The sequence below is a fragment of the Bradyrhizobium sp. AUGA SZCCT0431 genome, from assembly GCF_018131065.1.
Taxonomy (GTDB): domain Bacteria; phylum Pseudomonadota; class Alphaproteobacteria; order Rhizobiales; family Xanthobacteraceae; genus Bradyrhizobium.
In genome coordinates, this window is sequence record NZ_JAFCLR010000026.1 from 48,628 (window position 1) to 62,312 (window position 13,685).

General features: G+C 61.1%; 13 protein-coding genes and 2 pseudogenes. 4 read left to right on the forward strand and 11 right to left on the reverse strand.

Annotation, left to right across the window (positions count from 1 at the left end; genetic code table 11):
- Positions 1 to 347 precede the first annotated feature (347 nt).
- Positions 348 to 1,166: pseudogene (locus JQ567_RS24005) on the reverse strand (ATP-binding protein); the annotation flags it as partial.
- A gap of 90 nt (positions 1,167 to 1,256) precedes the next feature.
- Between JQ567_RS24005 and JQ567_RS24010 the strand changes: the two are divergent.
- Complete coding sequence (locus JQ567_RS24010) at positions 1,257 to 1,691, forward strand: hypothetical protein (RefSeq protein ID WP_212441089.1); 435 nt, start codon at positions 1,257 to 1,259, stop codon at positions 1,689 to 1,691.
- 158 nt (positions 1,692 to 1,849) lie between these two features.
- Here the strand turns inward: JQ567_RS24010 and JQ567_RS24015 are convergent, their stop codons facing one another.
- Together JQ567_RS24015 and JQ567_RS24020 are read right to left on the reverse strand one after the other, a co-directional pair.
- Positions 1,850 to 2,503: a DUF3800 domain-containing protein gene (locus tag JQ567_RS24015; RefSeq protein WP_212441090.1), complete on the reverse strand. Its 654-nt coding sequence runs from the start codon at positions 2,501 to 2,503 to the stop codon at positions 1,850 to 1,852.
- Positions 2,504 to 2,532: 29 nt separating this feature from the next.
- Entirely contained in the window at positions 2,533 to 3,495 is a 963-nt protein-coding gene (locus JQ567_RS24020; protein ID WP_212441091.1) for an IS1595 family transposase, read from the reverse strand.
- Between the two features lie 105 nt (positions 3,496 to 3,600).
- On the opposite strand from JQ567_RS24020, the gene JQ567_RS24025 reads away from it, so the two are divergent.
- Positions 3,601 to 3,828 carry a DNA-binding transcriptional regulator gene (locus tag JQ567_RS24025; protein WP_212441092.1) on the forward strand — a complete coding sequence of 76 codons (228 nt, stop codon included), beginning with the start codon at positions 3,601 to 3,603 and terminating at the stop codon, positions 3,826 to 3,828.
- Positions 3,829 to 4,048: 220 nt separating this feature from the next.
- Here JQ567_RS24025 and JQ567_RS24030 read toward each other — a convergent pair whose 3' ends face one another.
- From JQ567_RS24030 to JQ567_RS24040, 3 genes and pseudogenes are all read right to left on the reverse strand, one after another.
- Complete coding sequence (locus tag JQ567_RS24030; RefSeq protein WP_212441093.1) at positions 4,049 to 5,212, reverse strand: hypothetical protein; 1,164 nt, start codon at positions 5,210 to 5,212, stop codon at positions 4,049 to 4,051.
- 376 nt (positions 5,213 to 5,588) lie between these two features.
- Positions 5,589 to 6,323 (reverse strand): annotated as a pseudogene (locus JQ567_RS24035) (magnesium chelatase domain-containing protein); the annotation flags it as partial.
- 326 nt (positions 6,324 to 6,649) lie between these two features.
- Positions 6,650 to 7,426 carry a KilA-N domain-containing protein gene (locus tag JQ567_RS24040; RefSeq protein ID WP_212441094.1) on the reverse strand — a complete coding sequence of 259 codons (777 nt, stop codon included), beginning with the start codon at positions 7,424 to 7,426 and terminating at the stop codon, positions 6,650 to 6,652.
- 182 nt (positions 7,427 to 7,608) lie between these two features.
- Here JQ567_RS24040 and JQ567_RS24045 point away from each other — a divergent pair, with 182 nt between their 5' ends.
- Positions 7,609 to 8,001 carry a type II toxin-antitoxin system HicB family antitoxin gene (locus JQ567_RS24045; RefSeq protein WP_212441095.1) on the forward strand — a complete coding sequence of 131 codons (393 nt, stop codon included), beginning with the start codon at positions 7,609 to 7,611 and terminating at the stop codon, positions 7,999 to 8,001.
- 59 nt (positions 8,002 to 8,060) lie between these two features.
- On the opposite strand, the gene JQ567_RS24050 is transcribed toward JQ567_RS24045, so the two are convergent.
- From JQ567_RS24050 to rsmI, 5 genes are all read right to left on the reverse strand, one after another.
- Positions 8,061 to 8,372 carry a hypothetical protein gene (locus JQ567_RS24050; RefSeq protein ID WP_212441096.1) on the reverse strand — a complete coding sequence of 104 codons (312 nt, stop codon included), beginning with the start codon at positions 8,370 to 8,372 and terminating at the stop codon, positions 8,061 to 8,063.
- A gap of 262 nt (positions 8,373 to 8,634) precedes the next feature.
- Positions 8,635 to 9,618 (reverse strand): MBL fold metallo-hydrolase, encoded by a 984-nt coding sequence (locus JQ567_RS24055; protein ID WP_212441097.1) that lies wholly within the window; start codon positions 9,616 to 9,618, stop codon positions 8,635 to 8,637.
- 158 nt (positions 9,619 to 9,776) lie between these two features.
- Positions 9,777 to 10,724 carry a glutathione synthase gene (gene gshB, locus JQ567_RS24060; protein ID WP_212441098.1) on the reverse strand — a complete coding sequence of 316 codons (948 nt, stop codon included), beginning with the start codon at positions 10,722 to 10,724 and terminating at the stop codon, positions 9,777 to 9,779.
- A gap of 37 nt (positions 10,725 to 10,761) precedes the next feature.
- Positions 10,762 to 11,175: a YraN family protein gene (locus tag JQ567_RS24065; RefSeq protein WP_212441099.1), complete on the reverse strand. Its 414-nt coding sequence runs from the start codon at positions 11,173 to 11,175 to the stop codon at positions 10,762 to 10,764.
- Positions 11,162 to 12,121 carry a 16S rRNA (cytidine(1402)-2'-O)-methyltransferase gene (gene rsmI / locus JQ567_RS24070; protein WP_212441100.1) on the reverse strand — a complete coding sequence of 320 codons (960 nt, stop codon included), beginning with the start codon at positions 12,119 to 12,121 and terminating at the stop codon, positions 11,162 to 11,164. Before rsmI ends, JQ567_RS24065 begins: the two co-directional genes overlap by 14 nt.
- A 348-nt stretch (positions 12,122 to 12,469) precedes the next feature.
- Between rsmI and JQ567_RS24075 the strand changes: the two genes are divergently transcribed.
- Positions 12,470 to 13,684 (forward strand): penicillin-binding protein activator, encoded by a 1,215-nt coding sequence (locus JQ567_RS24075; RefSeq protein WP_212441101.1) that lies wholly within the window; start codon positions 12,470 to 12,472, stop codon positions 13,682 to 13,684.
- Position 13,685: the final 1 nt, after the last annotated feature.

Below are 13,685 nucleotides of genomic sequence, written 5' to 3' on the forward strand. Positions count from 1 at the left end.
CGAAATATTTTTTATTTCAGGGCTTGACACGATTTCTGCAAATCAGAATTGATTTGCCCCGGCTTCGCCAGGGCTGTGCCGGGCGCGGCCGTCGGGTCGTTTTGTCGCGGTAAAATAGCGGCCCGCCGGGACGGCTTACGTGGTGCCAGAGAGACGAAGCACGACTGCGGGTCCGGCGCAGTCCTAGGGCAACAACCGCAACTCGATTGTTTCGGCTTTCTGATTCCCGAGCGCAAGAGCCACGCAGGATGCTTTCGTAGGGTGGGCAAAGCGTAAGCGTGCCCACCACCGAGAAGCGCGCATCGATGATGATGGTGGGCACGCTTCGCTTTGCCCACCCTACGCAGTTACGCCGCGCGCCGCGCATCATCGGCCAAGGCACGATACGACAGCGCTTCCGCCAGATGCAGCCGGCCGATCTTTTCCGCGCCGTCGAGATCGGCCAGCGTGCGCGCAACGCGCAGCACGCGGTGATAGCCGCGCGCGGTCAGCTTCATGGTTTCGGCGGCGTCGCGCAGCAGCTTTTGTCCCTGCGCATCCGGCTGCGCGATGGTTTCCAAGAGCGATGCCGGCGCTTCGGCATTGGTGCGGACATGCGGCATGCCGGCGGCCGCGTAACGCGCGAGCTGGACGTCGCGCGCGGCGGCGACGCGGGCGGCGACTTCGGCGGAGCCTTCGCTCGGCGGCGGCAGGATCAGGTCGGCCGCGGTCACCGCCGGCACTTCGATGCGCAGATCGATACGGTCCATCATCGGCCCCGAGATACGCACCTGATAATCCCCTGTGCAGCGGTCGATCCGGCCGCGCTTGCAGGAATAGCCGGGCTCATAGGCGTGGCCGCAGCGGCACGGGTTCATCGCCGCCACCAGCATGAAGCGCGCCGGATAGGTGACGCGGTGATTGGCCCTGGACACCGCGACCTCGCCGTTCTCCAGCGGCTGGCGCAGGGAATCCAAAACGCGCGGATCGAACTCCGGCAATTCGTCGAGGAACAGCACGCCCTGATGCGCCAGCGAGATCTCGCCGGGTTTTGCGCGGATGCCGCCGCCGGTCAGCGCGGCCATGCTGGCGGAATGATGCGGCGCCCGGAATGGTCGCCGCGCCGTCAGCGCGCCGTCGCGGATTTCACCGGCGACGGAGGCGATCATCGACACTTCCAAAAGTTCCGGCATTAGGTAGCAAACTCACCTTACCACGGCTGGCGGCAATCCTGCCTGCCTAGCTAGACTCCTCCCCACATTTTCAGGGAGGAAGCCGTGAACGAGTTTGTTTTGAACGGGCTGGTCAAGCGCCGCGCCCAACTGGCGGGCGACATTGAGAGCACCCATGAGGCCCTACGGAAGATGGTCCTGGACCTCGAAAGCTTGGACGCCACCATTGTCCAGTTTGACCCGGATTTTCAGGTTGAGACCATCAAGCCAAAGGCGTTCCGACCGCCAAAGGATTGGAGCAACCGGGGCCAGATGAGCCGGATCATTCTGAGCGTGCTTCGCCAAGCCTCAGAGCCGCTCACTACGCGCGACATTGCCGTGCAGCTTCTCATCGAACGGGCGCTGGATAAGAGCGACCTGAGGCTTCTCAGGCTCATGACAAAGCGGGTCGGGGTATCGCTGCGGGGCCAGAAGGAAAACGGCCTAGTTCGGTGCGATCAGGGGCCGGGGCAGTACATGCTTTGGGAGATAGCCCGCTAAGTCATTGGGGAAACGTCAAAAAAATATTTGACAGTAAGGGATTCCTTTACTCGCCTTGGAGTGTTATATCTGTGGCGCGGCCCTTACTTGGTGAATGTGCCCCTGGGCACCGCTTGGTTTCACACCCAAGCTCAGCCATAGAGCGGGCCGCGTCTTTTTTAGTAGTAGTGGGTTTGACCGGTCGCCCAAAGATCAAATTCGCTTTTTATGGCGGGTTTTATCAGGTCATACGACTTAGTGTCCCCGCGCTCCCATTTTCGTTGAATCGCCCAAGCGCAATAGTCGGCCGCCCATAATAACGGGTCTTTAGACGATTCCAAAAAGCTCACTTCCCAATGACTGCGGAGAGCTACTTGCTGCGCGGTATTATTGAGGCTTTGTTTGAAGGCGGCTTTGGTTTTGTTTTGACCGAGAGCCGCCGCAGTAATCAGCAGCTTCGTGTTTTGCGCTAAGATTTGCGGAGCGACGTGTTTGAAATGAAAATACCAAGCATATTGGTAAAACGTCGGCTCGGTAGTTCTGGTTTGCGGCTGGGCTTTAGACTTCTCCAAAATGGTCGCGTCTACTCGAAACGAGTGTTTGCCCAACACTTTAAAAACTTCGTCACGAGTGGCCTGTTTATCCTCAGTTGCGTGCAGTTTGTCGCAATCCGAACCTGAGGCGCACAATTCGCGGCGGATGTGCAGCAAATCACTAGCAAGGCTGCAATCATCCGTCGTCAATGTGCATAGCATAAAGTATCTGCTCGCGCCTTGTTGACGCTTGAAAGTGAAGCAGCCCGCTTCGTCGGCGAATACAAATCTTGTTGGCATGCGTGAACAGTAGCACGGAGAACTTAAATTTACCTATGCGTGCGCTGCCAGTAACCTTTCCACTGCCGTGACACGGGATGCTGCAACGCGGCGCTGGTGGTCATTAAGTATTGTTCGCCGTTGCTGACACGGCGGTTGTTTTCCCGCCAAGCCATCTCGCTCGCATAAGCCGACAGATACGGCCCAGCGACGTGATGGTGAATGCCGATTTCGGCACGGCGCAAACGGGAGAAAAATGATTCCGCCTGATTAGTGTTGGCTTCCTCGGTCGAATAGGCCTCCGAGTGATTGATCCGCTTCGTCAGGAAGCGAGCGTGCAGCGCATCCCAATGCGTCGCTTCGTCGGCATAGACGGTGCTGCCGGGCGCAACGGTGCGAGCAATCGTCACGACCGAAGCATCTTCAGACTTGTACACGAAAGGCAGCGTGCGCCCGCCGCGCTCGCGCATGATAACCACCACGCGGCGCTTGCCGGTCTGGTTTTCAGCAAGACGACGGTCTTTCCGATCAATGCGACGATTCGCGGGGCGAACGTGGCCGCCGAAGTATGCGCCGTCTACTTCGACCTCGCCCGAAACGGTCGCGCCCTTGGCCTCCGAAGCGAGAGCTTCACGGATTTTGTGCGCCATCACGAAAGCTGTCTTGTATTGGCAATCCAGGTCGCGGCTGAGTTGAAGGGCGGCATGGCCCTTTGCGCCGTTGACGAAAATTGCGATTGCCAAAAGGTAGTCGCGGATTGGCAGTTTTCGGCTGGCGAAAATCGTCCCGCTCGTAACGCTGAATTGGTGGTTGCAGGCTTTGCACTTGAAGAGTTTGCGGGTCGCGTAGGTGTAGACGGCGACACAGCCGCAACGCGGGCAGAACGGCGCGCCGTCAGTGGCGGCCCAGCGGATCAGCTTGAAAGTCTGATAGGCTTCCTCGTCCGACAAACGGGCGACCTTCGCTAAACTTAGCGACCTCGCCTTTGCCGATATGAGGAAGTGCTGCGACATGAGACCAACGTTTTCCGTTGACCTCAGTGATAAGTGATGAAGGTAATGACGTCAACTTAAATCGTTGACCTTGACTAAATTCCTTTACATCACTACTTTGCGAGAATGACCCCGGAACAGTGTCGGGCCGCCCGAGCATGGCTAAATTGGCCTCAAGACGCGCTTGCAAAAGCCGCGAGCGTGGGCGTTTCGACGGTACGGGACTTTGAGGCAGGACGGCGCGAGCCGACCAGGAACAACCTAGCGGCAATTCAAGCTGCACTGGAAAAAGGTGGCGTTTCATTCGTTAATAATGAGAAAGAGCTAGGGATTGCTGCCTTGAGGCAAGTGTGATTCGATAGGTTAGGAACGCGCAACTAAGGTTTGGACCCTTAGCTGCGCGGGTACTCTGGAAGGCGGCCAACCCTTATGGAAGGGGTCGGACGTAGCCCTTGTGGAAGGGGCCGAAGGTGGAGGTAGCGGGACTTGCACCCGCCGGGACGCGAGCTGGACAACTCTTCCCTGCACTGTGCACCCCCATTCTTGAAAACCGGGGCCGAAAGGCTCCGGTTTTTTAGTCGAAAATTCCTTCCTGGACTTCATCGCTCTCAGACGAAGATTTCAAATTGGTGCCTCGCGCGCCGTCCGTCATCTGAATATTGCTCGGAACGCCTGCCTTTTCGGCCACTAAACGCCATTTCCGCCTGAATTCAGATGCGGTCCACGGCTTCCCCGAGTACTCACAGATCACCATTGGACCGGCGGTGCGCTTCCACGGCGGCACATTGTTGATCTCTTCCATAATCATCGAAAACCGCCTCAGATCTAAATTGAGCACACGTCCGCTGGAGAACTCCCGACGCAACACCATCTTGTCGTCTATGTCGGACCAAAGAAGACCCCCAACCCACTTCTCGGAGCCGTTGTTGATGTCGTCTGGTCCCGGCTCGCTCATCGGAACCCACTCTCCAAGAATTTCTACTTGGCGAATCTTCGGGATTTCGAATTGAAGCGCCTGCGCCAGCGCGATGGACGGCCACGCGAACTGACTAGTCGCCGCCGCTCGGATGGCCCGAACATGCTGGATGGTTAAAACCTCGGTCCTGGGTGGGGCCGGGGCAAAGCGCATTTGCCCAATAATCGTGCTGAGCCTTGTGCAGGCCTCGCTATTCAACACGACTGAACCGAAGCTGCAGAGCAAACGAAGCTTGGCAAGAAGCGATTGGCCCGTCGAGATTTTGCCGCCGGCAGTCCAACTTGTGTCGTAGATGCTTTGAACCCGCGCGGCGCTCCAGTCGGCCACTCGGTCGGGGCCAATTTCCCTGTCTAAACGATTAATGCCCTGATCGTAGTTCTTCCTAACCCCGTGTTTAAGCTTGTGATACGGCGAATTCTCGTGAGCCCGATAGGCCTTGATCAGATCAGAAAAGGTGCCGTCGAACGCCGCGACAGGTGGCGGTGGCAACGGCGGCAGCGGGACCGGCACAGGGGGCAGTGACACTGGTACCGGCGGAAGAGGAGGAGATGGCGGTGCTGCGGCGTCGCCTAGCACCGTCCATGGGAAGGGTTCGGTAGCAGCCGGGGCAGCGCTCGGCGAAGCAGGCGGTGCCGCTGTGGAACCTAGGTATTCAGCCCGGACGCGCTTTAAAACGTCGATCTCGCGCGCAAGCTCGCTCACGCGCTCCATGAGGCTCGCGCGTTCTCGCTCTTTCGACTCCAGAATCTTATCGAGGTCCAATGGCTCGCTCGGTCACGTCGCCCTTTCACAAGGCGCGACAAAGTGTTGACCGAGACCCAGCAATCAGCTAAAAACGCGTTTCCTAGGCGCCGTTTTTCGCTGGTGCTGGGTCTCGGCTCCGTCCACGACGTTGCCGGTTACCACGCCGCTCGAAGCTCGGTTTGAATCCGCCCTGCGCAAGAAATTGCGTGGGGCGATTCTTTGTCTGGACCTAGGATACGGGAATCACGGCGAGAGTCAACGCAGTGGCGCGATAATTCGACATATCGTCGAGACCGTCACGCTTAGGCCAACTGCCCACTTCCGCACTCTCAAGTCGCCCGTGACTGAATGACGCTTTAAGTCATTGAAATTGCTAGTGGTGAGTTTGCTACCTAATGCCGAAAAGTTCGGACGGCGACAGCGGCGGCAGGATCGAGGGCAGCCGCGCTGCCAGCATCGATTTGCCGGCGCCCGGGGAACCGATCATCAGCAGATGATGTCCGCCGGCCGCCGCGATCTCCAGCGCGCGTTTGGCGCTCTCCTGGCCCTTGATGTCGCGCAAGTCGAGCAGCGTCTCCTCGCGCTCGTGCACTTTCGGCTGCGGGCGCGACAGCAGCTGCGTGCCTTTAAAATGGTTGGCGATCTGGATCAGCGACTTTGCCGCGATGATCTGGATATCCGGGCTCGCCCAGGCCGCTTCCGTTCCGCACGCGGCGGGGCAGATCAGCCCTTCGTCGCGCGAATTGGCGCCGATCGCCGCCGGCAGCACGCCCGCGACCGGTGCGATCGATCCATCGAGCCCGAGTTCGCCGAGCACCGTGAAGCCTGAGAGCGCGTCCGGCGGGATCGCGCCGATGGCGGCCATCAGGCCGAGCGCGATCGGCAAATCGTAATGGCTGCCTTCCTTGGGAACGTCGGCGGGGGCGAGGTTGACCGTGATCCGCCGCGCCGGCAGCGCCAGCCCCGAAGCGATCAGCGCCGAGCGCACCCGCTCGCGCGCCTCGGAAACCGCCTTGTCGGGCAGGCCGACGATCGCAAACGCCGGCAGCCCGGGCGCGACCTGCACCTGCACGTCGACCGCGCGGGCCTCGATCCCCTCAAAGGCTACGGTAGAAACCCGCTGAACCATGCCGACCCCTTGCCACTACCGAGGGTAGCGGAAGCGGGTGGGTTAGGCAAGAACATTACGGGAACAGGGAGTGGACTGCGATACTAAGTGTGATGGGCGGTCGGGAATTTGCCGGGGAGAGTTCGGTGGGCACGAACACGTTCGCAGCGACTTTTTGTCGTCACCATCCCGTCAGTTTCGAAACCGCCGTGGTACTCAGTTACAGAAGTTCAAAGAGGCCGCCGCGTCCTCGAAACGGACGGCAGTGAAAAGCGATTCAATGAGAGGCTGGGGAAGATCGCCAAGCAGAAGCCTCCCAGCCCTCCAAAGAAGGCCAAGAAGCGGACCTAAATATTCGAGAGCCGCTTTTGCCGATCCTTGCGGTCCGACTCGATTGCCTGCCGGATCGCTGAGGCGCTTTTACCAGATGCGTCAATGCATTCGTCGTTTCCAAGCCGGTTCTCTTGATCGATCCGCTCAGCCGCAAGAGCCTCAGCGGCCATGACGAATGATAGTTCGGCAATCGACAGGTTGTTGCGGATGTTTTCCTTCGGAGCCAATCCGCGCGCCTCTCGAAGCTGGTACGACTTGGCTCCAAGCAGCTTCAGGTACACTGCCTCGGTGCAATCCATGTACCCGCGCCCGGTTACATAGGCCGCCTTCAAGGTGTCGGTGAAGGCCACCCTCTGGCTTCGGGAGACCGCTCTGGCGCCAGCCCATCGATTTGCTTCGGCGGTCGCGCGCTGCAAAATGTCATCGGCAAGCGTGGCGTCGCCAGCCCGGTAGCGCAGCCAGACTTCCCGGACCTCGATTTCGAGTTTTGGGCTGAGAAATCCGGCGTAGGCAGCTGCCAGAATCGGGTGAGCGTAGGTGCCAGATTTGCCCCTACCCCTAAGAGCATAAATCACTGGAATATCGGGCCTATTCTCTTTCAAACCGGATAGTACGGTCTTTTTCTGCATCTCATCGATGAGCGCAATTGCCGGTCTGGTGGTCCGCCAGCGCGATGGCTCTTTCGACGGCTTTGCCTTCGCCGCACGCCACAGGTCATCAAGGCAGATATGGCCGTGCGCATCCTCGAAAATGCGGCTGCCACGGATCACTATCGAACGCGACTCGTTCATGGGAATCCCCGGTTGAGAATCAGGTTGTAACAACCCTAATGACTCATACGGGAACTGAAGAAATCACGATGTCCGGAGAAGGGGCTATCCACCTACAAACTAGCAGTTATCCACGTATTGTAAGGGCGCGGCCGGCCCCAAACCTTGAGAGCCAGTGTGGCTCACCCTGCAGGAGCAGACCAATGCGGCAGTTCATCGCTCTGATCCATAAGGATGCCGATAGCGATTACGGCGTATCGGTCCCCGATCTTCCAGGCGTCATCAGCGCTGGGAGCACTCTAGACGAAGCACGAACTATGGCGGCTGAAGCGCTCGCCTTTCATCTAGAGGGCCTGGCAGCGGATGGCGAAGCTGTACCTGAGCCCTCTTCGCTGGAAGAGATAATGGCCAACCGAGAAAACAAGGACGGCGTAGCTGTTCTCATCCAAGCGCCAGCCGCGAACGTGAAGAGCGTGCGCATCAACATTACGCTGCCAGCGGACGTGCTTGACCAAATTGACCAGTACGCGGAACGAGAAGGATTCACACGATCGGGATTTCTAGCCCAGGCCGCCAAGAAAGTGATGGCTGCATAATTGCCAGGCGAGGCGGCACACGTGACAGGCCCGCATGGCTCGGAATGAAAGACGCCCCCTCAATTCAGCTTACTCGCCGCCACCACGGCCATATTCGCCGCCGGCTGCTCCAGCATCTTCAGCGCGGCATCGAGGCCGTTGCGCAAATTGACGGCGGCGTTCTGGCTGCAGCGCAGGCGGCCTGAGCAGATGAATTTTACCTCGGTCGAACCGTCAGTCTTGGGAATGAGAATTCGGGTGGCGAGTTCGATCTCGACCGAGCCGTTCATGGTGCCGTAGGCGCCGACGATGTCGAAATAGACCAGCGGGGCGGCGGCTCCGGTGTCTTCATAGACGAGGTCGCCCGGCTTGGGGTTCGGTTGGTCGGTCAAGGGGCTCTCCCAGGTCGCGTGAGGGGCAGGATTGGCTGAACCTTGCTTACGCCAGTCCGGGGTCGATCCCTAGTGCCGGGTTCAACTGCATCGACGGCGGAACTGCGCTCCCTCTCCCGCTTTTTGCGGGGGAGGATTGGGGTGGGGTGCCGCCGCGATTCGCGCCGTTCGTGGGGAGAGAGCCCCCACCCGGCACGCGTACCGACCTCTCCCGCAAGCGGGAGAGGTGAACCAAGTCTGCCGACGCGCCGATTCAAATCGCTCAGAGGTTCATCACCATCGCCGACGGATAGTAATGGAAACCTTCGCTGGTCTTGCCGATGTGGCCAAAGCCGGGCCAGGCGAAGTGATAGGACATGACCGGGGTCTTGTTGGCCGCGATCGTGTCGAGCAGTTTCACCCGCGTGTCCGCCGCCTGCTTCGGATCCGAGTCGTAGGAGAATTGCATCCGCGGCTTCTCCAGGAGCAGTATCGGGTGGTGGGTGAGGTCGCCGAGGAAGGCGAAGGATTTGCCTTTCGACGTCACCATGAAGATGGTGTGGCCCACGGTGTGGCCGGGCGCCGCGATCGCGGTCACGCCGGGCAGGAATTCCTGGTTGTCCTTGATGAAGACGATGCGGTCGCGCACGGGCATCAGATTTTTGCGGGCGTGAATCACAAAATCCTTCAGCGGACTGCCGAGCTTGCCTTCATCGGTCCAGAACTCGAAATCGCTCTGGGTGATGTAGACCTGCGCGTTCGGGAATAGCGGCTTGTCGTCGGCGCCGACCAGGCCGCCGATATGGTCGATATGCGCATGCGAGCACACCACAGCGTCGATATCGCCGGGCTTGATGCCGGCTTCCGCCATGCTCTTCTGCTGCCGGCCGGTGGTCGGCCCGAACGCTTTCGAAGTGCCCATGCCGGTGTCGAACAGGATCAGCTTGTCGCCGGTGTTCACGATCGGCGAGTTCTGCTCGAGCACGACATTTTCGGGGTCGAGGAAGTTGTCGGTCAGCATCTTCTTCACTTCGTCGTCGGACACGCCGACGAAAGTGCCCTTTGGCGGGCCGAGCGGCAGCGGGCCGTCGGAAACCACGGTTACCTCGGCGTCACCGAGAACGAAGCGGTGCCAGTAGGGCGTCTGCGTGCCGAGCTTGGGTGCCTTGGCCAGCGCGCTGCCGCCGAGCATGGTCGAGGAGCCTAGGCCAACACCAAGTCCTGCGCCGAGAGCAAGCAGGGACCGTCGCGATACGTCCATCGTCATGGGTCTTCCTCCATTGTTTTTATAGAATTTGGATTTGTCGCCCGGACAGATTCATCCGCGGCTACAGGCTGCTCCCGCGCCTCGAAATTGGCAAGTAGGATTAGACGCCTAACAGGCGTGCAGGCGAAATGTGCAGGCGCACAACCGCGCGAAGAAAATTATTTCGCGCCCCGCTTGGCCTCAATGGTGTCCCAAACCTTTGCAGCGACGTCAGGCCCGTTGAGCCGTGCAATGGCGCGAATGCCGGTCGGGCAGGTCACGTTGATCTCGGTCAGGTTGCCATCGATCACGTCGATGCCGACGAACAGCAGACCGCGCTCGCGGAGCGCCGGGCCGAGCGTGGCGCAGATTTCGCGCTCACGCGGGGTAAGGTCGGTGGCCTCAGCGGCGCCGCCGCGCACCATGTTGGAGCGCAGATCGTCGGCGGCCGGCACGCGGTTGACGGCGCCGGAGAATTCGCCGTCGACCAGGATGATGCGCTTGTCGCCGTGCTTGACCTCGGGGAGGAAGCGCTGGATCACCCAGGGCTCGCGGAAGGTGACGGAAAACATGTCGAACAGCGAGCCGAAATTCATGTCCTGCGGCATCACGCGAAACACCGCCGCGCCGCCATGGCCGTGCAGCGGCTTCATGACAACCGCGCCATGCTCGTCGCGGAACGAATTGATTTCGTCGAGGTCGCGCGAGATCAGCGTCGGCGGCATCAGCTGCGGAAAGTTCAGCACGAACATCTTTTCCGGCGCGTTGCGCACGCTGGCGGGATCGTTGACGACCAGCGTCTTGGGATGGATTCGTTCCAAGAGATGCGTCGAGGTGATGTAGGCGATATCGAACGGCGGCTCCTGCCGGAGCAGGATGACGTCGAAGCCGTTCAGCGCCGTGCGCTTGGGCTCTCCGAGGGTGAAATGGTTGCCGGGCTCGTCGCGCACGGTCACCACCTGCACCGGCGCCACCAGTTCCTCACCGCGCAGCGAGAGCTGGTCCGGCGTGAAATAGAACAGTCCATGGCCGCGCTTTTGCGCTTCCAGCATCAGGGCAAAGGTCGAATCGCCGCGGATGTTGATACGCGCGATGGGGTCCATCTGGACGGCGACATTCAATTTCATGGGGCGGGTCCGGGTCTCTGGAGGGGTCTATTTATACTTATACGCTGGCGTCGAATGCCGCTAACAGATGGCGTGGCAAGCGCCGCGGCGCAATCAGGATGGCGTCGAATCGCAGCTCGAATTCGGCATGCTCGGGATGCGCCATCAGCCAGGCCTGCGCGGCATCGATGATGCGGGCCTGCTGCCGCGGCGTCACCGCATAGGCGGCATCATCGAGCCGGGCGCGCGCCTTGACCTCGATGAAGGCGATCAGATTGCGCTTTTTGGCGACGATATCGATCTCGCCATAGGGGGTTTTGAAACGCTTGGCGAGGATGCGGTAGCCCTTGGCCATCAGGAACGCGGCGGCGCGGGTCTCGGCCGAAAGCCCGGTCTGGAAGGCGGCGACCCGCTCGGGCGCGGCGAGTTTTGTGGACGTGTCGGGCGGCGTGGCGCCGTCAGTCTTCGCCATCGTCCTCTCCCGTCTTGATATCTTTCGCGAGTTCGAGCGCGCGGGCATAGACCTCACGGCGCGGCCGGCCGGACAGTTCGACGGCATGGGCGACCGCATCCTTGACGCTGTCGCGCCCAAGCGATGACCGCAGCAGGTCGTCGAGATCAGCCTCGGTCATGACAAGCGCATCCGCCCGGGGCGGGCCGACGATCAGCACGAATTCGCCGCGAGTCTCCAGCGTATCGGCGAGCTTCGCCAGTTCGGCGACCGGCGCGCGCGAAATCTCCTCATGCAGTTTTGTCAGTTCGCGGCAGATCGCGGCGTCGCGCTCGGCCATGATCCCGGCGAGATCGCCCAGCGTGTCGGCGATGCGGTTGCCGGATTCGAACATGACAAGCGTGGCGTCGATCCGGGAAAGCTCTGCCAGCCGCGTGCGCCGCGCCTGCTGCTTGGCGGGCAAAAATCCCTCGAAGAAAAACCGGTCGGTGGGCAATGCTGCGACCGAGAGCGCCGTCAGCACCGAGGAGGCGCCCGGTATCGCGATCACGGCATGGCCGGCGGCGCAGACCTCGCGCACCAGCTTGAAGCCGGGATCGGAGATCAGGGGCGTGCCGGCGTCCGAGACCAGCGCGATCGAGGCGCCCTGCGCCAGCTTTTCCAGGATCTTTGGCCGCGCCAGCGCGGCGTTGTGCTCGTGATATTGCTTGAGCTGCGCCGAGATCACGTAGCGTTCGGTCAGCCGGCGGGTGATGCGGGTGTCCTCGCAGGCGATGATGTCGACGCCGGCCAGGGTTTCAAGCGCACGCAACGTGATGTCGCCGAGGTGGCCGATCGGGGTGGCCACCAGATAGAGCCCGGGAACCGGCTTTGGGGCGGTCAGGACATGGCCGCCAATCGAAAATGTCCTGATCGCAGAACCTGGTTCGGCTTCAGGCCCGTAGTTGGAGCTGGTTTTTGCGCGCATCATGCCAATCTAAAGCGTTTTCAAGCGAAGTGGATACCGGTTCGCGTGAAGAAAACGCGTCACTACAAAGACCGAGTGTTCCGGTTCTGATAAATCAGAACCGGAACACAGTGGTAGTAGCGCCAGCGCCACAGCGCGGTGGCAACGTTGGTGCTAGCATCACGGGAAGGGGGCAGGTATCCGCAACCGGTGTTGAGCCCGCGGGACCATAATCCTTTTGTTTTGGTTAACTATTCGCCGACAATATGCCTGAATCCGCCCGCCTTTATTCCGGAGGTTGGAGCCTTAGGATTCAGGTCCTGAGGTTCAAGTCCTGGCCGATCAAGGTCGGTCACGAGAAGAGATAAGATGGTGGGCCCGGTCATTCGCAAACCTCAGCCGTCAGGGGCAACCCGGCGGACGGCGGTCGGCCTTATTCTTGGCGCGCCGCTGCTTGGCGCCTGTTCCAGCGTGCAGCAGAGCTTTGGCCAGTTTTCCAACCCGTTCTCCTCGCCGCAACCCGAGGCCGGGCCCGCAGGGCCGCAGCAGCAACCGCTCGCGGTCGGCACCGGGCAGGTCAAGGTCGGCCTGATCCTGCCGCTCTCGGCCGCCGGCAACGCCGGCGTCGCCGCGCAATCGATGAAAAACGCCGCCGAAATGGCGCTGGCCGAGTTCCAGAATCCCAACATCCAGCTTCTGATCAAGGATGACGGCGGCAGCCCGCAAGGCGCCAGCCAGGCAACCCAGCAGGCGCTCGGTGAAGGCGCGGAGATCATCCTCGGGCCGCTGTTTGCGCAGTCGGTTCCCGCGGTCGCGCAGCAGACGCGCGCGAAGGGCGTGTCCGTGATCGCGTTCTCGACCGATTCCAGCGTGGCCGGCCGCGGCGTCTATCTGCTCAGTTTCCTGCCGGAGTCCGACGTCAACCGCATCGTCGATTATTCGGCCGGCATCGGAAAGAAATCATTTGCGGCGCTGCTGCCCGACAACGCCTATGGCAATGTCGTGGAAGCCGCCTTCAAGCAGGCGGCGGCGCGTAAGGGCCGCATCGTCGCGTTCGAAAAATATGGCGCCGATCGCTCGGCCGCCGTGCGCACCGTTTCGCAGTCGCTTGGCCAGGCAGACGCGCTGTTCATGGCCGATGACGGCGATTCGGTGGTGGCCACGGCGGACGCGCTCACCGCGGCAGGTGTGAATTTGCGCAACATCCAGTTGCTCGGCACCGGCCTGTGGGACAATCCGCGGGTGTTCGCGAGCCCGGCGCTGCAGGGCGGTCTCTATGCGGCACCGGACCCGTCGGGTTTCCGAAGTTTCGCCGGCCGCTACCGCACCAAATATGGCGGCGAGCCGGTGCGCACCGCGACGCTCGCCTATGACGCGGTAGCGCTCGTCGCCGCATTGTCGCGCACGCAAGGTCCGCAACGTTTCGCGCCGGAAACGCTGACCAATCCGTCCGGCTTTGCCGGCATCGACGGGCTGTTCAGGTTCCGCTCCGACGGCACCAACGAGCGCGGGCTTGCTGTCATGAAGGTGGGCCAGGGCGGCAGCACGCCGGTTGCGGGCTCGCCGAAGAGTTTTGGCGCGTAAG